The 20,946-nt window shown below is 71.3% G+C and carries 17 protein-coding genes; 14 read left to right on the top strand and 3 right to left on the bottom strand.

Translation table 11 applies throughout. From position 1 onward, the window contains the following. The first annotated feature begins 120 nt into the window (after positions 1–120). The 10 genes from D473_RS0101295 (at position 121) to D473_RS0101250 (ending at position 12,831) form a co-directional block, all read left to right on the top strand. Positions 121–1,410, top strand: coding sequence for a citrate synthase (locus tag D473_RS0101295; RefSeq protein WP_017607288.1), 1,290 nt, complete (start codon positions 121–123; stop codon positions 1,408–1,410). Positions 1,411–1,610: 200 nt separating this feature from the next. Continuing rightward, the gene (locus D473_RS0101290; RefSeq protein ID WP_017607287.1) at positions 1,611–2,498 is read left to right on the top strand and encodes an HdeD family acid-resistance protein; all 888 of its coding nucleotides are present in this window, start codon (positions 1,611–1,613) and stop codon (positions 2,496–2,498) included. A gap of 539 nt (positions 2,499–3,037) precedes the next feature. Then, entirely contained in the window at positions 3,038–3,580 is a 543-nt protein-coding gene (locus D473_RS0101285) for an AAA family ATPase (protein ID WP_017607286.1), read from the top strand. 526 nt (positions 3,581–4,106) lie between these two features. Further along, complete coding sequence (locus D473_RS23970; RefSeq protein ID WP_241474674.1) at positions 4,107–5,348, top strand: hypothetical protein; 1,242 nt, start codon at positions 4,107–4,109, stop codon at positions 5,346–5,348. Between the two features lie 22 nt (positions 5,349–5,370). After that, positions 5,371–7,875 (top strand): serine/threonine-protein kinase, encoded by a 2,505-nt coding sequence (locus tag D473_RS0101275; protein ID WP_026126530.1) that lies wholly within the window; start codon positions 5,371–5,373, stop codon positions 7,873–7,875. 17 nt (positions 7,876–7,892) lie between these two features. Then, on the top strand, positions 7,893–9,299 hold the full coding sequence (locus D473_RS0101270) for a PP2C family protein-serine/threonine phosphatase (RefSeq protein ID WP_017607283.1): 1,407 nt from the start codon (positions 7,893–7,895) through the stop codon (positions 9,297–9,299). A gap of 9 nt (positions 9,300–9,308) precedes the next feature. Further along, positions 9,309–10,004, top strand: a complete 696-nt coding sequence (locus D473_RS0101265) for an FHA domain-containing protein (RefSeq protein WP_017607282.1) — start codon at positions 9,309–9,311, stop codon at positions 10,002–10,004. Between the two features lie 28 nt (positions 10,005–10,032). Then, positions 10,033–11,451 (top strand): hypothetical protein, encoded by a 1,419-nt coding sequence (locus tag D473_RS0101260; protein ID WP_017607281.1) that lies wholly within the window; start codon positions 10,033–10,035, stop codon positions 11,449–11,451. Beyond that, positions 11,448–12,371, top strand: coding sequence for a glutamate ABC transporter substrate-binding protein (locus D473_RS0101255; RefSeq protein ID WP_017607280.1), 924 nt, complete (start codon positions 11,448–11,450; stop codon positions 12,369–12,371). The genes D473_RS0101260 and D473_RS0101255 overlap by 4 nt, the downstream gene beginning before the upstream one ends. A gap of 136 nt (positions 12,372–12,507) precedes the next feature. Further along, positions 12,508–12,831: a DUF6221 family protein gene (locus D473_RS0101250; RefSeq protein WP_017607279.1), complete on the top strand. Its 324-nt coding sequence runs from the start codon at positions 12,508–12,510 to the stop codon at positions 12,829–12,831. A gap of 73 nt (positions 12,832–12,904) precedes the next feature. Here the strand turns inward: D473_RS0101250 and idi are convergent, their stop codons facing one another. Then, the gene (gene idi / locus D473_RS0101245; RefSeq protein WP_017607278.1) at positions 12,905–13,441 is read right to left on the bottom strand and encodes an isopentenyl-diphosphate Delta-isomerase; all 537 of its coding nucleotides are present in this window, start codon (positions 13,439–13,441) and stop codon (positions 12,905–12,907) included. A gap of 222 nt (positions 13,442–13,663) precedes the next feature. Between idi and D473_RS0101240 the strand changes: the two genes are divergently transcribed. After that, a complete protein-coding gene (locus D473_RS0101240; RefSeq protein WP_017607277.1) occupies positions 13,664–15,145 on the top strand; it encodes an SDR family NAD(P)-dependent oxidoreductase in 1,482 nt (493 codons plus the stop codon). Between the two features lie 52 nt (positions 15,146–15,197). Here the strand turns inward: D473_RS0101240 and D473_RS0101235 are convergent, their stop codons facing one another. Next, complete coding sequence (locus tag D473_RS0101235) at positions 15,198–15,848, bottom strand: response regulator (RefSeq protein ID WP_017607276.1); 651 nt, start codon at positions 15,846–15,848, stop codon at positions 15,198–15,200. Beyond that, complete coding sequence (locus tag D473_RS0101230; protein ID WP_017607275.1) at positions 15,845–17,071, bottom strand: sensor histidine kinase; 1,227 nt, start codon at positions 17,069–17,071, stop codon at positions 15,845–15,847. Before D473_RS0101230 ends, D473_RS0101235 begins: the two co-directional genes overlap by 4 nt. 146 nt (positions 17,072–17,217) lie before the next feature. Here D473_RS0101230 and D473_RS0101225 point away from each other — a divergent pair, with 146 nt between their 5' ends. The 3 genes from D473_RS0101225 to D473_RS0101215 all read left to right on the top strand — a co-directional run bounded on the left by D473_RS0101225 (position 17,218) and on the right by D473_RS0101215 (position 20,880). Then, complete coding sequence (locus D473_RS0101225) at positions 17,218–18,465, top strand: DUF418 domain-containing protein (RefSeq protein ID WP_017607274.1); 1,248 nt, start codon at positions 17,218–17,220, stop codon at positions 18,463–18,465. 404 nt (positions 18,466–18,869) lie between these two features. Next, positions 18,870–19,463, top strand: a complete 594-nt coding sequence (locus D473_RS0101220) for a TetR/AcrR family transcriptional regulator (RefSeq protein WP_017607273.1) — start codon at positions 18,870–18,872, stop codon at positions 19,461–19,463. Positions 19,464–19,830: 367 nt separating this feature from the next. Further along, complete coding sequence (locus tag D473_RS0101215; RefSeq protein WP_026126490.1) at positions 19,831–20,880, top strand: enoyl-CoA hydratase/isomerase family protein; 1,050 nt, start codon at positions 19,831–19,833, stop codon at positions 20,878–20,880. Positions 20,881–20,946: the final 66 nt, after the last annotated feature.

Genomic DNA, 20,946 nt, shown 5'->3' with positions numbered 1-20,946 from the left:
TGCTTAACCATCGTTTAACAAAACAGAATAATAACGAGTGAATCAAAAGAACGTGGAGGCTGACCGCCCCGCGTCCCACGTACCTCACGGATCCCCCGCCTGGAAAGGTTGACCTCGGGCATGAGCGATGACGAGAAAGAGCGCACGGTTGAGCTCCACTACGAGGGGGGCACGCTGACACTCCCGGTGTTCACCGGCACTGAGGGGGAGCGCACCATCGAGCTGAAGACCCTGTTGGGGTCCACAGGCATGACCACCCTCGACCCGGGGTTCGGGAACACGGCCTCCTGCAGCTCGGAGATCACCTACATCGACGGCGGCGCCGGGGTCCTGCGCTACCGCGGATACCCCATCCAGGACCTGGCCGTGGGCAGCAGCTTCCTGGAGGTCGCCTACCTGGTGATTTACGGCGAGCTGCCCGAGCCCGGCCAGATCAAGGAGTTCTCCGACAAGCTGCGTGAGAACGCCGACATCCCCGAAGAGATGGGCGCGTTCATCGACGCGATGCCCCGCAACGGGCACCCCATGTCCCTGGTGGCCAGCGCGGTCAACACCCTGGCCGCCTACTACGACGACAGCGTCGACCCGGACGACGAGAACCAGGTCGAGCTCGCCACGATCCGGCTGATGGCCAAGCTGCCGACGATCGCGGCCCGCATCTACCGCAACTCCGTCGGCGAGCAGCCGATCGCGCCGGACCCCTCGCTCGGCTACGTCGAGAACTTCACCCGCATGACCTTCGGTGACCGGCGTCCCGACGGTGAGCTGGGCGAGCTCTTCGGCAAGGCCGTCGACCTGCTGCTGCTCCTGCACGCCGACCACGAGCTCAACTGCTCCACCGCCACCGTGCGGGTCGTCGGCTCCTCGCAGGCCGACATCTACGCGAGCATCGCCTCCGGCGTGAACGCCCTGTCCGGCCCCTCGCACGGTGGCGCCAACCAGGCCGTCCTGGAGATGCTGGACGAGATCCGCGACTCCGGCGTCGAGCTCGAGGACTTCCTGGAGCGTGTGAAGAACCGCGAGGTCCGCCTCATGGGCTTCGGTCACCGCGTCTACAAGAACTTCGACCCCCGCAGCAAGCAGATCAAGAACCTTGCCACTCAGATCCTCGACCGGGACGACGACCCGGACGAGCTCTTCGAGCTCGCGCTCAAGCTCGAGTCCGCCGCGCTGAAGGACTCCTACTTCACCGAGCGCAAGCTCTACCCGAACGTCGACTTCTTCACCGGCGTCATCTACCGGGCCATGGGCTTCCCGACCAACATGTTCACGGTTCTGTTCGCCCTGGGCCGCCTGCCCGGTTGGATCGCGCACTACCGCGAGCAGCTGCGCGACCCGGCCTTCCGGATCGCGCGCCCGCGTCAGCACTACGTCGGCTCGCCCGAGCGCCGTTACCCCGGCCAGGGGTAAGCGACCCGGCCGAACACCGACCGCCCGTCCGCGCCACCGGCCGGCCCCACGGCCGACCTCGGCGAGGGCGGGCGTCCGTGTGTCAGGGGCCCGCTTTCCCGGTATTTTGCGAACCCGGAGTCGTCGGAGGGCGCCAATACGGGAAGTGCCAGAGTGCGGCCCCGCCCACGCGGGGCCCCTCGCCGCGGAGGGAGGCTGCGATGGTCGGGTACGAGCTGCCCGGGGGTCTGCTCGGGCACCTGAGCCGCAACTGGTGGCTGGTGGTCCTGCGGGGGGTCGCCGCCGTACTGTTCGGGCTCCTGGCCCTGCTGTGGCCCGGACTCACGCTGGTCGCCCTGGCCGTGGTCTTCGGTGTCTACGCGCTCGTGGACGCCGGCGCGGTCGGTTACGCCGCGCTCCGGGCCGAACGCGGCACACGTGCCCCCTTGATCGTGCAGTCCGTGCTGACCCTGATCGTCGGCCTCGTCGCGCTGCTGTGGCCGCTGGCCGCGGTGGTGGCGCTCGTGTTCGTCGTCGGTGCCTGGGCGATCATCACCGGTATCGGCGAGATCGTCACCGCGGTCCGGTTGCGTGCCCGGATCAGCTCGGAGTGGCTGCTGATCTTCGTCGGTGCCCTCTCGGTCATCTTCGGTCTGCTGCTGTGGTTCTGGCCCCTGGAAGGCGCCCAGGCGCTCGTGTTCGTCGTCGGTGCCTACGCGATCGTCTTCGGTGTGGTGCTCGCCGTGGCCGGGTTCCGGTTGCGCAGTGCCGACGGCGGCCGCGAGGACTCCGAGGACGAGGGAGCCGCGGGCGAAGCCGGGTACGTCCCGGGGACGGGCTCCTACTCCTACGATGGCGGACCGGAGCACGGTGGTGGGGACCTGCTCGCCCGGCGCGAGGACGAGGAGCCCGCGCCCGCCGAGGCCTTCGAACCCGGCGAAGGTTTCGAGAACCCCCGACGCACGGGTGACGAAGCTCCCCAGGTCCCCGGGGCCGAGCAGACCTTCCGTACCGGCGAAGCACGCGAAGACGCCCGACGCCCGGTTTCCGAGGAGCCGGATGAGCGTCCGCGCCGGGGTCGCCACCGCGCTCCCAAGCGCGGCGACTGACCGCCCCGAGCCCGCCTCCGGAGACGCCCGCGCCGTTGGGGCAGATCTGCTCAACCACCGTCGACGCGAGGCGCGTGCCCCCATGGCCGAAGGCCCCCATGGCGCGTGCCGCGCGGTGGTCTCCCGAGCCATCCTTACGCGGTCTTTGGACGCCTGGAGCCCCTGAGCCGTCTGGGCTCAAAGGGCGGAGCCCGCACGCCAGTATGAGCTCGACCGGGGGGAGACCCCTCCCCACAGAAAAAGGGCTAGGAAACTACACGGGCGAGCCCGAGGGGCCTAGCGCCGCATCAGCCAGGGGGTTCGCCCCGTCGCGACGTTCGGCACGGCACCTCGCTGTGTTGGTGAAAAGCCCATACAGGAACCACTGTGCGGGCTCTCCGCCGCCTTGCGATGCACCATCCTGAGCTCCGCTCCTTGGCGGGCAAACCCTGACTGACACAGCACTGGACGAGAACCACCATCCGTGGTGCCCGGGGCCGGCGCCCCTGCCCCAGGCCCGCGTGGCCCACTCAACCACGAGAAGGAAGGAACGAACGTACATGGACCATCTCGTCGTTGTCACCGGCGGTCCGGGGTCGGGCAAGACCACCCTCCTGGATCACCTCTCCGGGCTCGGTTTCCCCCGTACCCCCGAGGCCGGGCGGGCGATCATCCGCGACCAGCGGGAGATCGGCGGAACCGGCCTGGTCTGGAAGGACGCCCGGCTCTTCGGTGAGCTCATGCTCCAGTGGGAACTGCGCTCCCACCGCGAGGCCGCGGACCGGCCGGGCCCGGTCTTCTGCGACCGCGGGGTCCCGGACCTCGTCGGCTGGTACCTGCTCCAGGGCGAGGAGGTGCCCGAGCACGTGGCCGAGGCCGCACGCCGGTTCCGGTACCACCGGACGGTCTTCGTGGCCCCGCCGTGGCCGGAGATCTTCGGTGCCGACCCCGAACGCCACCAGTCCTGGGACGAGGCCGTGCGTACCCATGCCGCGATGGTGGAGGCGTATCCCGCGTACGGGTACAAGATCGTGGAACTTCCTCTGGCGCCGGTCGCCGAACGTGCCGCCTTCGTGCTCGAGCGAGTCCACGCGGGGCACTGAGCCCCGTGGTTGAGGTCAAAACCCTCTGCGGCCGACCTTCCCTTCCACCTGTTTCCTGCCCTGTGGAGAGGGGCCTTCCCCCGGTCGAGCTCATACTGGCGTGCGGGCTCACGCGCTTCTGTGGCCGATGGCTGATGGGTTCCGGGCGTCCAGAGACCGCGTGGACGTGGTGGGTGAGACCACCGCGCGGAACGCGCAGGGGGCCTTCGGTCCAGGTGCGACGCACCGCGCGAGGATTGTGATGCTGAGCAGACCTGACCCCTGTGGGAGAGGGGAGCCCCGGCGCCGTCAAGAGTGCTCTGGGGTAGAACCCTTCATGTGGCCGAGCCCCTCAGGATCCGTGGTTGAGCAGACCTGACCCTCGGGAACGATCGTGTGCTGCACGGGCCCCGAGTCCCGGATTCCCTTGTGATGGGGCCGACAGGGAGCCACACTCGTGTGTGGGGCGGCGGACGGCGCGCTCCGGCATCGAGACACCGGCGGCTCCGCGAGGCGTGGGCTCCGGACGCGGGGAGTGGTTGGGACGGTGACGAGCGCGCCGGGGGCCGGGACCCCGTCCATGAGCTGGGAGGGGATCGAGGAGGCACTCAACCGTGCTCGGGGCGAGAGCGCACGTGTCTCGCTCCGGTTGGCCGATCTGGAGCGCAACGTCGCCCGAGGCATGCTCCAGGGCGCCGGACCCGTGGGCCGTACCCGGGAACGGTGGGAGCGAGCCGAACGCGGCATCCACAGGCTGTGGACGCTGTACGCCACTTTCGAGGAAGTCATCGAGCAGGCAAGCCTCCTCCACGGATCCGGTGGCGACGAGATCTCCGTCCGCGAGGCTCTCTCCCACGTGCTGACCGGTCCCTCGGTCGCCTTCGCGCTCGACGGAGGAACCGAACACCTCTCCCTGGCCGAGGCGACCGCCCGCATGTCCGCCTACTCGGAGGAGGCCGCCGGGACGGTCGCCGAGGTCGAGGCCGCCTGGGCCGTGCTCCACCCCAAACTCGGCGGACTCGAGGCGCTGTGGCAGGAGATCGGTTCCCTGACCGGGATGGTCGGGGGCGACGAGGAGGAGCACGACCACCTGCGCACCGAACTGGCCTCCCTCGGCGATACCGTGCGCCGTGACCCCCTCGCCCTGGTCACCGCCGACGGCACCGTCGACACCTCCGGCCTCGAACGGGCCCGCACACGGCTCGAACACACCGCTGGGGAACTCCGTGACGCCCTGCGTATGTGCGACTCCTACGACGAGAGCGTCGAACGTCTCCTCTGGGCCATCGACGACGCCGAGGAGAAGGTCGGCCGCACGGCCGCGCTCAGGCGCCACGTCGCCGAAGCCGTCGCGGTGCCCGCACCGATCGAGGTCGTCGACAGGGTGCCGTCCCTGCGCGAGGACGTGGCCGAGATGGCCGAGCTGCGCGCCCAGGGACGCTGGCGCGAGCTCGGTACGCTCCACGGCCGGCTCCAGCGGGCCGTGCACGAGACCGTCGACGACCTCGCCGAACGTTCGGAGAACCTCGAAGGGCTCCTGGAACGCCGTTCCGAGTTGCGCGGGCGCCTGGACGACTACCGCACACGAGCGGCGCGGCTCGGACCGGCGGAGGACGAACGGCTCCTCGCCGAACACCGTCGCGCGCACCGGGCCCTGTGGGAGGGCCCCGCCGACCTGCGCGAAGCCACCGCGGCACTCTCCGCCTACCGGGACGCCCTCCGGCAGAGGACCGGATCCGGCCGCGGATCGAACAGAACCACACCGGGCGCGGGCGCGTCAGAGGGGTGAGAGTGATGGTGGTGCACAACACATGACCAACTGCACGGCTCCCGGTTGCAACGGCCGCATGAGGAACGGACTCTGCGGCGTGTGCGGCCTGGCCCCCCAAGACGTGCGAGCCCCCCGACCCCCGAACCCGCCCCCCGCGAGCTCCCGGCCCGGCACGCCCGCGCCGGGCGCCCCCGTGGAGGGCGGTCCCCCGGTTCCACCGCGGGGCCGGGCCGACCCGCCGGTTCCACCGCAGAGGCGCGCGGCTCCGCCGGCCCCGCCGGAGCCGTTCCCGGGGCCCTCCACCCACGGCCCGGCACCCGAGGAGCGGCCCGGGCCACCGGACAGCGACCCCAGCAGTGGTGACGATTCCGGTTCCCGCTCCGGCTCCGGCCACATGCGCCTCTCCGGCCACAGTGGTCCGGCTCGGAGCGGTCCCGACAGCAGCGCCGGGAGCACGGCCGCCCTGCTGAGCGGGGGCGCCTCCGGCCGCAGCAGCAGTCGCCCCAGTTCACGCGGCATGCTCGGCATGGGGCTGGTACAGGTCCCGGTGGTGCCCTACCGCGACCCCTCCGAAGCGGTCATGACCGACCCGGTCGTCGCGGAGAAGAACCGTTACTGCGGCAACTGCAACGAGAAGGTCGGCCGCCGCCGGGGCGAGCTCCCCGGGCGCACCCAGGGGTTCTGCCGCCGCTGCGGCACCCGGTTCTCCTTCGTGCCCAAACTCGTCGGGGGCGATTTGGTCGGCGGCCAGTACGAGGTGCTCGGCTGCCTGGCCCACGGCGGCCTCGGCTGGATCTATCTCGCCCGCGACCGCAACGTCAACGACCGGTGGGTCGTGCTCAAGGGCCTCCTCAACTCCGGTGACGCCGAGGCCCACAAGGCCGCCTCGGCCGAACGCGAGTACCTGTCGCAGGTCGAGCACCCCAACATCGTCAAGATCATCAATTTCGTCCAGCACCCCGATCCGCAGACCGGTATCCCCGGCGGCCACATAGTCATGGATTACGTGGGCGGAAAGTCCTTGCGGGAACTGCTCCTGGACCGGCGCGGATCCGCCGATCAGGACGAGGCGCTGCCCCTGGACCAGGTCATCGCCTACGGGCTGGAGTGCCTGCGCGCTCTCGGGTACCTGCACTCCAAAGGCCTGCTCTACTGCGACTTCAAACCCGACAACGTCATCCAGAGCGAGGAGCAGATCAAGCTCATCGACCTGGGCGGGGTGCGACGCATGGACGACACCGAGAGCGCGGTCTACAGCACCCCCGGATACCGGGTGCCCGAGGAGGAGATCGTCAGTTCCGGCCCCTCGGTCAGCTCCGATCTGTACGCGGTCGGCCGGGCCCTGGCGGTGCTCAGCTTCCGGTTCAGTTTCCGGCGCCGTCACCCCTACACCCTCCCACCACGCGAGACGGTGCCGGTCCTGAGCCGCTACGAGTCCTACGACCGGCTGCTGCGGCGGGCGACCCACCACGAACCCGAACGGCGTTTCCACGACGCCGCCGACATGGCCGACCAGTTGACCGGGGTGCTGCGCGAGGTCCTCGCCGACATGGACGAGTCCCCGCACCCCGCGCCCTCGTCCCTGTTCGGCACGGAGAGTTTCAGCGCGGCCGACCTGGGCGCGCACGACGCCGACCGCCTGTTGTCGCCACCGCCGCCCACCCGGGCGGCGGGTGTGCTCCCGGCACCGCTCATCGATCCCGCCGACCCGGCCGCCCAGCTCCTGCGCGGGTTCTCCTCCCTCTCGACCGCCGAACTCGTGCCCACACTGCGGGCGGCACCGTCGCCCACCCCCGAGACCCGGCTCATGCTGGTGCGCGCGCTCATCACCGAGGGGCGCAAACTCGAGGCCATGGACGCCCTGCACGCCTTCGGCCAGACGATGCCGGGCGACTGGCGGACCATGTGGTACATGGCCGTCATGGAACTGGGCGACGGAGAGTTCGAGGCCGCCCGCGCCCACTTCGACGAGCTCTACTCCCATCTGCCCGGCGAAATCGCTCCCAAGCTCGGCCTGGCCATGGCAGCCGAGCACACAGGCGGACACGAGACCGCCGCCGGGCTGTACCGGGCGGTCTGGGCCACCGACCACTCCTACGTCAGCGCTGCCTTCGGCCTGGCCCGGATCCGCCGCGCCCAGGGGCGGCGGGCCCGCGCCATCGAGGTCCTGGACACCGTCCCGGAACTGTCCAGCCTCCACGTGCACGCCCAGACCGTGCTCATCGCCCTGCTCCTCACCGGCGAGGACCTCCGGACCGCCGACGACTTCCTGCAGGCCGGCGATCGGCTCGGCCGCATCGGTCTCGACAGCGAGAGCGGCGACCGACTCGCCGTCCGGGTCCTGGAGAGCGCCCTGGACTGGCTCCGGCGCGGGGGCCGCCCCGACGTGTCGACCCGCCTGCTCGGCGCGCCCCTCACCGAGGAGGGTGTGCGCACCAATCTGGAACGGCGGTACCGGTCCTTGGCGCACTGGGCGCGCTCGGCCACCGACCGGTACGCGCTCGTCGACAAGGCCAACTCCCTACGTCCCAAGACGCTGCTGTGAGTAATGAAGGAACGCCGATGACCAAGGTGCGGACCTGCCCCGGATGCGCCGACAGAGTGACTGCCGGGGACGCTTTCTGCGAGAGCTGCGGCCGCACTCTGCCGGAGGAGGTACGCCAGGCCCCTCCGGAGCCGGAGGAGGCCGGACACGGCGTCGCCCCACTCGGTGCGGCCCACGGAGGCGGGGAGGGGTCCGTGGCCGTGCCGAGCACCCGCGGGCGCCCCGAGGACGGAGACTGGACCACCCCGAGCGGTGCCCGCTGGAACCGGCTCTCCGACCACGGCGAACACGTCCACAGCGGGGGAGCCTCCCTGACCGACAGCCTGGCGGTGGACTCCGAGTGGGACCAGATAGACGCGCTGGCCACCCAACCGGTACGCCGCGACACCGCGAAGACGGGCGGGGAGGCCTCCCCGCCCGCGAACGCCGTCCCCCTGTGGCCACGCTCTGCGGAGGAGACCGCGGTCGGGTTCGCCGACCCGCAGACCTGTGCCTGGTGCCCGGGGCGGGTCACCGACGGCTACTGCGACGCGTGCCTTCACCTCCAACCCACCGGCCGCGACCACGTGGTCGTGCGCACCGCCCGCGCCTCGGGTGTCAGCGACGTCGGACACCGGCACCGCCGGAACGAGGACGCCATGGCGGTGCGGGTCGTGGCGGAAGACGCCGAGCACGGGGCCGGGACGGTCTGCGCGGTCGTGTGCGACGGCGTCTCCAGCTCACCCCGCTCGGACGAGGCCTCCCGTGTCACCGCCGAGACCGGTGCGGGGGTCCTGACCGAACAGGTCGGTGGCGGAGCCGGGCCCCGGGAGGCGACCGGGACGGCCATGACCCGGGCCGCCGAGGCCGTCGCCGCCATCGCCGAGCCACCCGGTTCCGCACCCGCCTGCACGTTCGTGTCGGCGGTCGTCGACCCCGGGACCGGGTCGGTGACCGGGTCGGTGACCGTCGGTTGGGTCGGTGACAGCCGTGCCTACTGGGTCTCCGACGACGGGGGCGCCAGCGCCCCCGCGCTGCTGACCCGGGACGACTCCTGGGCCGAGGCGATGGTCCAAGCCGGCGCCCTCACCCGCGCCGAGGCCATGCGCTCGACCCACGCCCACGCCCTCATCGCCTGGATGGGCGCCGACTCCGGCGAGATCGACGCCCACGTCTGCACCGTCACGCCGACCGGTCCGGGCGCCGTGGTGCTGTGCAGCGACGGGTTGTGGAACTACTACGAGGAACCGGAGGAGATGGCCGCCGCCGTACCGGGAGCCGGAACCGACCCCTTGGGGGCCGCCCGCGAGTACGTCGGTCTCGCCCTCCGGGCGGGCGGCAAGGACAACGTGAGCGTGGTCGTCGTCCCCGTCCCCGGTCCTCGGGGGGCGCCGATGCCGTACTCGTCCGATCCGGGGCCGGGCGGACCTTCCGGATCCGGGTAGGAGGACTGCATGCCGAGTTGCCCGTCCGGGCACCACTCCACGGCCGAGGGCTTCTGCGACGTGTGCGGCCTCCGCCTGCAGACCCCCCTCCCCTCGGCCGCCCCCGACCCCCGCACCCACGCGCCCCCCTCGGCCCCTCCCGGACCCGCCCCCGGACCGGCCGTGGGCGAACCCCGCGGCGGCCCCTGCCCCGAGTGCGGGACCTCCCGCGCCGGCCGGTTCTGCGAGGAATGCGGTTACGACTTCGCCTCACAGTCCGGTGCCCACCAGCTCCGGCACCCCGGCGCACACCCCGTCGGCACGATCTGGCGCGCCGTCGTGGCCGCCGACCCCGCGTATTACCAGTACATGGTCGACCAGGGCATGCTCGACCCCGACCGCATCGTCTTCCCCGCCGACCACCGGCCCCGCCGCCTCACCCTGAGCGGGGACCGGGTCCACATCGGACGACGCAGCGCCTCCCGCCGTCTCGTCCCCGAGATCGACCTGGGCGGACCCGGCGGCGACCCCGCGATCTCCCACGTCCACGCGGTCCTTCTGGCACGGGAGGGGGACACGTGGACGCTCATGGACCCCGGGTCGACCAACGGCACCACGGTCAACGGGACCGCGAACCCCATCACCCCCCACGTGGAGGTTCCACTCAATGACAACGACCGCATCTACGTCGGCGCATGGACCGTCATCGTCGTCCAGCGGGGATGACCGGAACCCGTCGGGCGTTCGCGCGCGCTTGCGCACGACCCCTGCACGGCTGTGGCTGCTGGCCGTGGCCTCGGTCGTCGTGGTGGCCGGCCTGTTCGTGTCGGCGGGCTCCACGCTCGGGCAGGCCCGTGACGGCGTGGAGGTGCTCGGGGAGGACGCCGGTCCCCAGGCCATGGCCACCACGGAGCTGTACCTGGCCCTGGCCGACATGGATGCGCACATGGCCGACGTGCTCCTCATGGGCACCGGCCACGGACTCGGGTCGGGGCGTGAGGTCGCCGAGGAACAGTACGAGGCCAGCCGCACACGGGCCAACGAGGCCCTGCTGCAGGCCGCCTCTCTCACAGAGGGCGACAGCATCGAGGAACGCAACGTCCAGGCCGTCCTGGACGGGCTCGGCGAGTACGAACGCACGGTCGGCGAGGCGCTGCTGCTCAACGACGAGGCCGAGGCGCCCTCCGGTGAGGTGGACGAGACCGCCCTGAGGCGCTACCGCGAGGGCAGCCGCCTCATGCACACCGACCTCATGCCCAAGGCCTTCAACCTCGGTCTCGGCTCCTCGGCGATCGTGCGCGCCAACCACGAGGAGGGCCAGGACGAGGTCGCGCTGGGGCTGCTCCGAGTGGGCGGTACCGGGGTGCTCACCATCGGTGTCCTGGTGGGATTCCAGCTCTACCTGCGCCGACGCTTCCGCCGCCGTCTCAACGCCCCGCTGCTCACGGCGACAGCGGTCACCGCCGCACTGACCGTGGGGGTGGTCCTGACCCTCGACGCGGCCGGCGGGGACCAGAGCCGCGCCAAGGAGGAAGGGCTGGACGCCGCCATGGCCCTGTCCCGGGCCGGGGCCGTGGCCACCGACATGCAGGCCGACCAGAGCCGCTACCTGCTCGACCCCGAGCTGGCCGACAACCACCAGCAGGTCTACCTCGAACGCGCCCAGGCGGTGCTGTTCCGCCCTGCCGGGAACCTGGAGGAGTACTACGGGCAGGTCGCGGAGGTCGCCGACACCTACCCCGATCTGCCGGGTGAGGGGGAACAACCCGGTGAGGACGGGGAGGACACCGACCCCGGCACCCTCGGCTACCTGGGGGAGGACGCCCGCGACTCCCTCCTGCCGGCGGAACGCGGGGCCCTCGGCGAGGTCCTCTCCGCCTACGACACCCTCCAGGAGGAAGACCGGCGCATGCGTGAGCTCTCAGAGGGCGGCGACCGGTCCGGCGCCATCGGCGCCCGTATGGACATCGCCCACCACGAGGACGGCGCCTTCACCGACTACACCGAAGCCCTCGACCGCCTCATCGACCTGCACGGCCGGCAGTTCGAGGCCGGCATCGAGAGCGGCGAGCGCGCCCTGTCGGTGTGGACGTGGCTGCTGCCCACCGCAACCCTGCTCGTGCTGGTGCTCCTCGCCGCCGGGGTGCGCCCGCGCCTGGCCGAGTACCGATGACCCCCAGAGACGAGGACCAGGTCGTGTTTTTCGAATCATCCCGGTTCGCTGATCCGGAAACCTTCCGCGGAGCATCCGCCGGGCGGGTGGGAAAACGGCACCGCCCCACCACGTCCCTCCTCGCGGCTGCCGCCGCGGGGGTCCTGACCCTGGCCGCCTGTGCCGCCCCCGGGGAGGAAGCCTCGGTCCTGGAAGGCGACACGATCACCATCGGGGTCAAGTTCGACCAGCCCGGACTGGGCCTGGCCGAGGACGGCGAGTTCGCCGGCTTCGACGTGGACGTCGCCCACTACCTGGCCGGGGAGATGGGTTTCGACCGCGAAGACGTCGAAGTGGCCGGGGTGACCTCCGTCGAACGCGAGGACAAGATCATCGGGGGAGAGGTGGACATGGTCGTGGCGACCTACTCCATCACCCCCGAGCGCAAGACCGAGGTGACCTTCGGGGGCCCCTACTACGTCGCAAAACAGGACATCCTCGTGAGCGCCGACGACACCGACACCGAGACCGTGCGAGACCTGGAGGGGCTCGACGTGTGCCAAGGGGAGGGCTCCAACTCCGCCTCGCGCATCACCGACGGCCTGGGCATCGACGCGACCGTGTCCGACGCCCCCAGTTACAGCCACTGCATCGACTGGCTCGGCGACGGCCGCGCCGATGCCGTCTCCACCGACAACCTCATCCTGGCCGGGTTCCTCGCCGAGGATCCTTCCGCCTACCGGTTCGTGAACTACCCCTTCACCGACGAGAAGTACGGGGTGGGGCTGCCGTACGGGGACGTGGAGGCCTGTGAGGCCGTGAACAAGGCGATCAACAGGATGTACCAGGACGGGACCGCCGGAGAACTGTTGGAGGAGTGGTTCGGCAGTACCGATCTGGAGCTCGTCCGCACCGTCCCGCAGTTCGAGGGGTGCAACTGACCTGGGGCTGCGGAACCCGTGTGGCTGAGGGGTCCTCAACCCCCGCGGCCGGTTCCGGCCGGAGTGGCCTGAAACTGCCGTATGACGGATACTGACCCTTGTGTAGGGCAACGAGGTACAGGTGAGGAGCTGTCCGTTGACCATCGCCGAGTTCCTGAACGCGCGGTTGGACGAGGACGAACGCGCCTCGAAAGCGGTCCCCGAGGGATCCCGCGGCAGGGAACGGGCGCTTGCCGAGGTCGCGGCGAAACGCAGGATCGTGCGCGGCTACGCGGAAGCGCACGAGACGAGTATGCGCACCGTGGATCCGTCGGCGTCCGACCGGGGCGGCGACCCCTGGTCCGAACTGTTCGCCTGGCGTATGGCCGTCAAGTGCCTGGCGGCCGTCTACGCCAACCACTCCGAGTACGACACCTCCTGGGAGGTCCCCGAGGTCTCGAGGGAACTCACCGGGCGTTGACCCTCACGGANGGGCCCCGCCCCTCGGCCGTGCCGGGGTCTGTCTGGTAGATGCCTTGTCTGCCGAACAGCCCCTAAGCCCCGTCCGGACGCGGCATCGCGGGGATCTGCAGTACCGACCACGGGCTGAGCGCCCACGGCGCGCGCTCGGCCGCCGCCACCAGATCCTCCCACTCCACCCACGTGTACTCGGCGACCTCCTCCGGAGCGGGGGAGGGCTCGTCCTCGGTTCGTGCCCAGAAGACCGGGCAGACCTCGTTCTCCACGATCCCCTCGGCCGACTCCGCCCGGTAGCGGAAGTCGGGCAACGCCGTCCACACGTCGGTCAGCTCCATGCCGAGCTCCTCGCGCGCACGCCGCCGCACCGCCGCCTCCGGGGATTCGTCCGGGCCCGGGTGGCCGCAACAGCTGTTGGTCCACACCCCCGGCCACGTGAGCTTGTCCAACGCCCGCCGGGTCATCAACACCCGTCCACGCGCGTCCAGCACGTAGGAGGAGAACGCCAGGTGCAGCGGGGTCTCCTCGGTGTGCACCGTGGCCTTGTCGGCGACCCCGACGTGACGGTGGTCCTCGTCGAGCAGCACCACGAGTTCACGCGTCGATCCGTCCACTTGATCCTCCTGCCCGGGGAAGGCCCCGGCCGCGGTCCTGGTACCGCTCCATGGTCTCCCGGACGGGCCGATCGTGGGGCCCGTTCGATCGATCGCTTCCGTCACCAGGCCCGGAACCGCGCCGCCGGAGGTCCGTAACCGGACGGCGGCGCCAGGGCGGTGCACGGGTCCGCATAAGCTTCCGAACGGCCCTCCCGGGCCCGCGCGGAACGAAGAAGAGCAGTGGTGGAAGTGACGGACACGACGGAACGGAGCACGGCCGAAGGGCTCGACCCCGACCGGCTGGGTGAGGCGCTGAACGTGATCGCCGAGGTCGGGGAACTGCCCAGTGACCACCCCGACTCCATCGCGGTGCAACGGGCCACCGCCGGCCTGTTCAAGGCGGTCAAGGAACGGCGGCGCCAGGAACGCCGCGCCCGCGTCAAGGAACACGATGCCGCCGTCTTCGCGGCCACGGCCACCGCCGCCCCCGACCGTATCGACGACGAGACCAGCGGGCGCGCCCTCACCAGCGGCAGCGACGGGCCCCTCGCCGGGGTCGTGCACAAGGCCCGCCCCTGCTACGTCTGCAAGGAGAAGTACCGCGAGGTCGACGCGTTCTACCACCAGCTCTGCCCGAGCTGCGCGGCCGAGAACCGCCGGCGCCGCCACGCACGCACCGACCTGACGGGACGCCGTGCCCTGCTCACCGGCGGCCGCGCGAAGATCGGGATGTACATCGCCCTGCGGCTGCTGCGCGACGGCGCCCACACCACCATCACCACCCGTTTCCCCAACGACGCCGTGCGCCGTTTCGCCGCGATGGAGGACAGCCACGAGTGGCTGCACCGCTTGGAGGTCGTCGGTATCGACCTGCGCGACCCCTCCCAGGTGGTGGAGCTCTCCGACACCGTCGCCGCCCACGGGCACCTGGACGTGCTCATCAACAACGCCGCCCAGACCGTGCGCCGCTCCCCGGCCTCCTACGCACCGCTCCTGGAGGCAGAGGCCGAACCCGTCACCGGCCGCGGCCTGCCCCGGCCCCTGGTGCTCGGCGGCCTGCGCCCCCGCGTCCAGGAACTCACCGAAGGCGGGTCCGGCAGTGCCCTGACCGCGGCCCGGCACACCTTCACCCCGCAGATGCTCACCTCCCTGGCCCTGACCACCGGATCGGCCTCCATGGAGCGGGTACGTTCCGGTACCGCCATCGACGCCGGAGGGCTCGTCCCCGACCTGGACCCGGTCAACAGTTGGACCCAGAACGTGGGCGGGGTCGACCCCGTGGAGATGCTCGAGGTGCAGCTGTGCAACGTCAGCGCACCGTTCATGCTGGTCGACCGCCTGCGCCCGGCCCTGGCCGCCTCACCGGCGGGCCGCACCCACGTCGTCAACGTCTCCGCCATGGAGGGTGTCTTCGGCCGCGGCTACAAGGGCTCGGGCCACCCGCACACCAACATGGCCAAGGCCGCGCTGAACATGCTCACCCGCACCAGCGCCCAGGAGATGTTCGAGCGTGACGGCACCCTCATGAACAGCGTCGACACCGGCTGGATCACCGACGAGCGACCCCACCCCGACAAGGAACGCCTGGCCGAGGCCGGCTTCCACGCCCCGCTCGACCTCACCGACGGTGCCGCCCGGGTCTACGATCCCGTGGTGCGCGGCGAGGCAGGCGAGGACCTCTACGGCTGTTTCCTCAAGGACTACAGCCACGGCCCGTGGTGAACACGGCTCCGTGGAGCCCTCGGAGCCGCTGAGACGCGCCCGAGGCCGGAGCTCACCCGGCCAGACCGTTCCGGTGCGCCCACGCGGCGATCTCCACCCGGTTGCGGGCGCCGAGTTTCTCCTGGACCCGTGCCAGGTGCGTCTTGACCGTGCTCACGGTCACGTACAGCTCTTCCGCGACCTCGGTGTTGGTCGCCCCCCGCGCCACCGACCGCACGATGTCGCGTTCACGTCCGGTCAGCCCGCCCTCCGGCTGCAACGGCTCGGGTGTGTACGCGGTCGCGAAGTGCCGGAGCAGGCGCACGGTGATGCGCGGAGAGACCAGCGCGTCGCCCCGGTCGGCCGCCCGCACCGCCTCCATCAGCAGCGCCGGGCCCGCGTCCTTGAGCAGGAACCCGACCGCGCCGCCGGTCAGCGCAGCGTGCACGTACTCGTCCAGGTCGAAGGTGGTCACCACGACCACCCGCAGCGGCTGCTCGACCTGCGGGCCGGCCAACCTGCGTGTGGCCTCCAGCCCGTCGATGCCCGGCATGCGTATGTCCATGAGCACCACGTCCGGGCGCAGCTCCTCGGCCAGCCGCACCGCCTCGAGCCCGTCCCCGGCCTCGCCGACGACCTCGATCCCGTCCTCGGCGTCCAGCATGTAGCGGAACCCCGTCCGCACCATCGGCTGGTCGTCGGCCAGCAGCACCCGGATCGTCACCGTGCCTCGCCCTCCTCTCGCTCCGACACGGGCACCTGCGCCCGCACCGTCCAACCCTGCCGTGTCTCGGAGGGTCCCGCGGACAGCTCCCCGCCCAGCAGACGGACCCGCTCGGCCATCCCGACCAGGCCGTGGCCGCCGCCCCCGCGCCGCGGGGTGCCGTGGCCGTCGTCGGCCACCTCCAGCTCCACCGCGCCCTCTCCGACCGTCACCCGGACCTGGACCCGCCCTGCGCCGCGGGCGTGCCGCAGTGCGTTGGTCACAGACTCCTGGGCCACACGCAGTATCGCCGTGCCCACGTCCGCCGGGAGTTCCTCGACCGGACCGGACAGTTCCACCGCCACACCGGGACGCCCGGGCGCGGCCGGGGCGGCGAGCTCGCGCAGCCCTTCCGCGGCGAGAGGGGCCAGCGGGGCCGAGTCCTGTTCGCGCAGCCCGGAGACCAGCCCCCGCATGGACTCCAGGGCACGTGTGCCCGCCTCCTCGATCCGGGGCAGGGCCTCGCGCACCGCCGACGGGTCGCGTTCGGCCACGTGCCGCAACGCCTGTGCCTGCACCACGATCCCGGTGACCTCGTGCGCCACCACGTCGTGCAGGTCCCGGGCGATGGCCAGGCGTTCGGCCTGGCGGGCCCGTTCCTCGTGCGCGCGCCGTTCGCTCCCGCGCCACCGCAGGTACAGCCCCGGGGCCAGGCCGAGCGCCACCGCGAGCAGGGAGTTGGAGGGATCGAGTGTGAAGGGTTCGCGCAGGAAATCGGAGTAGGCGGCCAGGAACACCAGGAACGACACCGCCACGATGCGGGGGACGTTGCAGCGCAGGGCCGTCAGGGACAGCAGCGACAGGATCGCGATGAACTCCGAACCGGCGATGGGATAACCGAACAGGCCGCCCGGAAGCGGCCACAGCAGTACCGAGCACGCCGTGACCACCAGGGGGGCCGCCACCGCTGCCGCGAAGGTCGCCCCCGCCCCGGCCCGCGGACGCACGACCAGGATCAGCAGCAGCGCACAGACCGCGCCGGAGACCGAAGGGGCGAAATCCATCGGAGAGCTCGGTGGCCCCGCCCAGTCCTGGTACCCCGGGATCGCCAGGGCACGCCCCAGGTCCGCGGCCCACAACGCCGCCAGGGCCACCGCCAGCCCCGCGGCGGCGCACACGGCCAGGGCACGGGGACGGGCGGACGGGTCGGTGAAGTACCCGGTCAGGGTCGAGAAGCGGGGCATGCAGCCACGTTAGGGCTGTGTCCGGGGGAGGGGTATCGGTCGAAAGAACGAACACCGGTACCGGCCCGGTCGGCCATCGGGTCGATGTGGCGGGGCGGGCGCGCGGGACAGGCTCGGAGGTAGCGAATCGAGGACGGAAGGACCCCGTGACCGTGGAACGTACCCCCGAACCCGCGCCGCCCGCGAGCGGCGCCGGACACGAACGCGACACCGCCGAGCACGCCGGACAGGCAGTCGGCGCAGAGACCGCCCCGGACGCCGGACGCGCACCGCGGACCCGGTCCGCCCAGCACACAGGAAGGCCCGGCGCCGACCGCCGGATCCCCTTGCTGGACGCGGCCCGGGGGCTGGCGATGATCGGCGTGATCATGATGAACGCCACCTCCGTCGTCCTGGCCGCCGAAAGCGCCGGGGAAGAGCCCATGGGCACCCTGACCTCGCTCGTCGACGGCGGGACCAGCCTGCTGATGGCCGGCAAGGCCCGTGCCCTGCTCATGGTCCTGCTGGGCGCCGGAGCGGTCCTGGCCTGGCACTCGGCCCGCAACCGGGGCACGCGACCGGTGGCGGTCATGGTGCGTCGCTACACCGTCCTGGGGGTGCTGTTCGGCCTTCCCCACTTCGCGGTCTTCAGCGGGGACATCCTCACCCACTACGCCCTCACCGCACTGGTACTGACCCCACTGATGCCGTTGCTGCTGACCGGGTCCCGCAAGCGCCCGCTCGTGGGCGCCGCGGCCCTGTTCGCCCTTGCGCCCGGTGTCGAGTACCTCGTGGACCTGGGTGCCTGGAGTGTTCAGGTCGGTCCGCTCCCGCAGACGCTCGGGTTCTTCTGCGCGGGTGTGTGGTTGGCGCGCCGTCCGGAGCTCGATCCGCGCTCTGAGGACGTGCCCACACGCCTTCCGGGGGCCTTCGTGTGGATCGGTCTGGCCGCGCAGGTCCTGGGCTCGGCCGTCCTCCTCCTCGACGGCCTGCTGCATCCGATGCAGTTCGACGCCGACGGGACACCGGTCCTCCCCGCCGGTTCGCAGATGCTGGTCTCCTTCTCCGGAACCTTGTCCGGCCTGGGCGGTGCGCTGTTCTTCCTCGGCCTGGCGTGGTGGCTGCTGCGCCGTGACCGGGGCGCTGCCCGTGTGCTGACGGGCCTGGCCCCGCTCGGCCGCGTCACGCTGACGGTGTACCTGGCCAGCACTGCGGTCTTCCTCCTCACGATGGGTGCGTTCGAGACCCGGATCCCGATGCTCGGCCAGTACGGGATCGCCATCGCCTTCCTCGCCGCCGCGCTGCTCTTCGCGCACCTGTGGGAGAGGGCCTTCCGGACCGGGCCCCTCGAATGGGTGTGGCGGAGCCTGATCCATATGCGCCCCCTTCCGTTGCGGCGCGTGCACCGGACGTGAACACCGCAGTGGAGAGCGGTTCCGTCCGAGAGACAGGTGTGCAGGGGTGTGTCTCCGCGCGGGAGCGGGCCCGCGCGGAACTGCTTTCTCGGAGTGCGATTTCCCGGGAGTGAAAAAAGTGTGGCCAGGTCCGTGCATAATGCCTCTGAGAGGGAACCTATTCGCCGGACAGGAGAAGGCGGCAAGGGAAGGCGGTTGTCAGAGCAGAAGGTCCGTGCAATAGGATCCCGGGCCAACGGTGCGCGCGTGTGGACCCCGGCCTGTGCCCATCCGTCGCGCCGACCAGAACCCGACAGGCCACGTCGATTTCCCGCTAGCTCGGCCGTCTTCCCCGATTCGGGACTACCGTCCATATGCGTCCCCCACCGAAGGAAGAGCCGAGTCCTCACTCGATAGGGTCGCTCATGCACCACCCCCCTGACACGCTTCACGCTCGCAAGCGACGCAAGGCCAGGGCCACGATCGTGTCGTCCGCCTTCCAACTCTTCTCCGAACACGGTTTCGACAACGTCACCGTCACCGCAATCGCCGAACGTGCCGAGGTGGGACGAACCACGTTCTTCCGCTACTTCGGCGACAAACAGCAGGTGCTGTTCGCGGACGACGGTGCCGAAGTCGACCGCATGTGTGCCCACGTGCGCGAGAAAGCACCCAGACCTCTCGGTGGAAACCTGAGCGCCTGTGTCGAGGTGCTCAGGGACGCCCAGGAGACCGCAAGTGCGCAGCCCTCGCTCACGCCCGCGCACTCGGCGATCCTCGCCCGCCTGCTGTGCGAGTCCAACGAGCTGCGGTCGCGGTACCTGCTCACCAGGCAGCAGCGTTCCGTGAACCTGGCCTCCGCCCTCACCGAGGCCGGTGCCGAGGAGTCCGTCGCCGTCCTGGCCGCATATCTGACGATGGCGTGCGAGCTCTCGGCGATGCGTCTGTCGCGGACCCCGGAGGCCTATCCCGAACGACTCGACGAGGCCCACCGCATCCTCGAGGGCCTCAACGGCTGATGCCGGGTCGCACCGTGTCCCGGTACCCGGCCCGGACGCGGGGCGTCGGCCCCGCACGGGCCCGGGTACCGGGGGCGTACGGGCGTCTCACGCGCCGTACGTGCGCACCGGTACCGTCGACCTCCGGACCGGAACCAGCGCGCCCGGGCACCACGGCAAACCCCACCACGGCAAACCCCGGATCCCGCCCCGGGCCCTCGTCGAACAGCACGTCCGGGGCCGCGGTCCGGGGCCGGCCCGGCCCCGCTCCCCACCTCGGCCTCCCCCGGTTGAGAGGATCGTTCCGGCCTTACCAGTGCCGAGGAAGGGGACCGAACGCCATGAGCCACTCCGTGAACGACACCGCCGCAGATGCCGGGGGTACCACGTGAGCAGCGAGCAAGAGGTGCTGGTCGAGGTCCGCGGGCGCGTGGGCCACCTGACCCTGAACCGGCCCCGCGCGATCAACGCCCTCGGCCACCCCATGGTCCAGTGCCTCGACGAGACCCTGACCGCCTGGGAGGAGGACGACCGTATCGACACGGTCGTGATCGACGGGGCCGGCGAGCGCGGCCTCTGCGCGGGCGGCGACGTCCGTCTGATACGGGACAGCGCCCTGGGCGACGGCAGTGGTGCGGCGGCCTTCTGGCGCGACGAATACCTGCTCAACGCCCGCATCGCCCGCTACCCCAAGCCCTATGTCGCCCTCATGGACGGGGTCGTCATGGGCGGCGGCGTGGGTGTGTCCGCGCACGGGTCCGTGCGGGTGGTCACCGAACGCTCCAAGATCGGCATGCCCGAGACCACCATCGGGTTCACCCCCGACGTGGGCGGCACCTTCCTCCTCTCGCGTGCGCCCGGTGAACTCGGTACCCATCTGGCCCTGACCGCGGGTTCGGTCGGCGCCGGCGATGCGATCCGCCTCGGTCTGGCCGACCACTACGTGCCCTCCGAGCGCCTCCCGGGCCTGACCGAGGCGCTGTTCTCGGACCCCTCCGCCGACAAAGTCACCGCCGTCGTGGAACGTTTCGCCGAACCCGCGCCCGAGGCCCCGCTGTCGGCCGAGCGGGACTGGATCGACGCCTGTTACTCCGCGCGCACGGCCGAGGAGATCGTGGCGCGACTGCGCGACCGTGGGACATCCGAGGCCGAGAAGGCGGCCGAGACCGTCCTGAGCAAGTCCCCGACGTCGGTGAAGGTCACCCTGGAGGCCCTGCGCCGTGCCCGTGGCCTTCCCGACCTGCCGTCCGTTCTGGAACAGGAGTACCGGGTCTCCTGCGCCTTCCTGGCCGAACCCGACCTCGCCGAAGGGATCCGCGCCCAGGTCGTGGACAAGGATCGTGATCCCCGCTGGGACCCGCCGACACTGGCCGGCGTGACCGACGTGGAGCGCTTCTTCGCGCCCGCTCCGACCGGGCCGCTGGGGCCGGCCGGTTGAGGACGTGCCCTTGAGGCGGGGCCGTGCCGGGCAGGGGACCCGGCCGGCCGGGTCCCACCGGCCGAA

This window comes from Nocardiopsis xinjiangensis YIM 90004, assembly GCF_000341145.1.
Lineage (GTDB): Bacteria > Actinomycetota > Actinomycetes > Streptosporangiales > Streptosporangiaceae > Nocardiopsis > Nocardiopsis xinjiangensis.
Note: the sequence above shows the minus strand (reverse complement) of the source record. Positions and strands in the feature narration are given on the sequence as shown.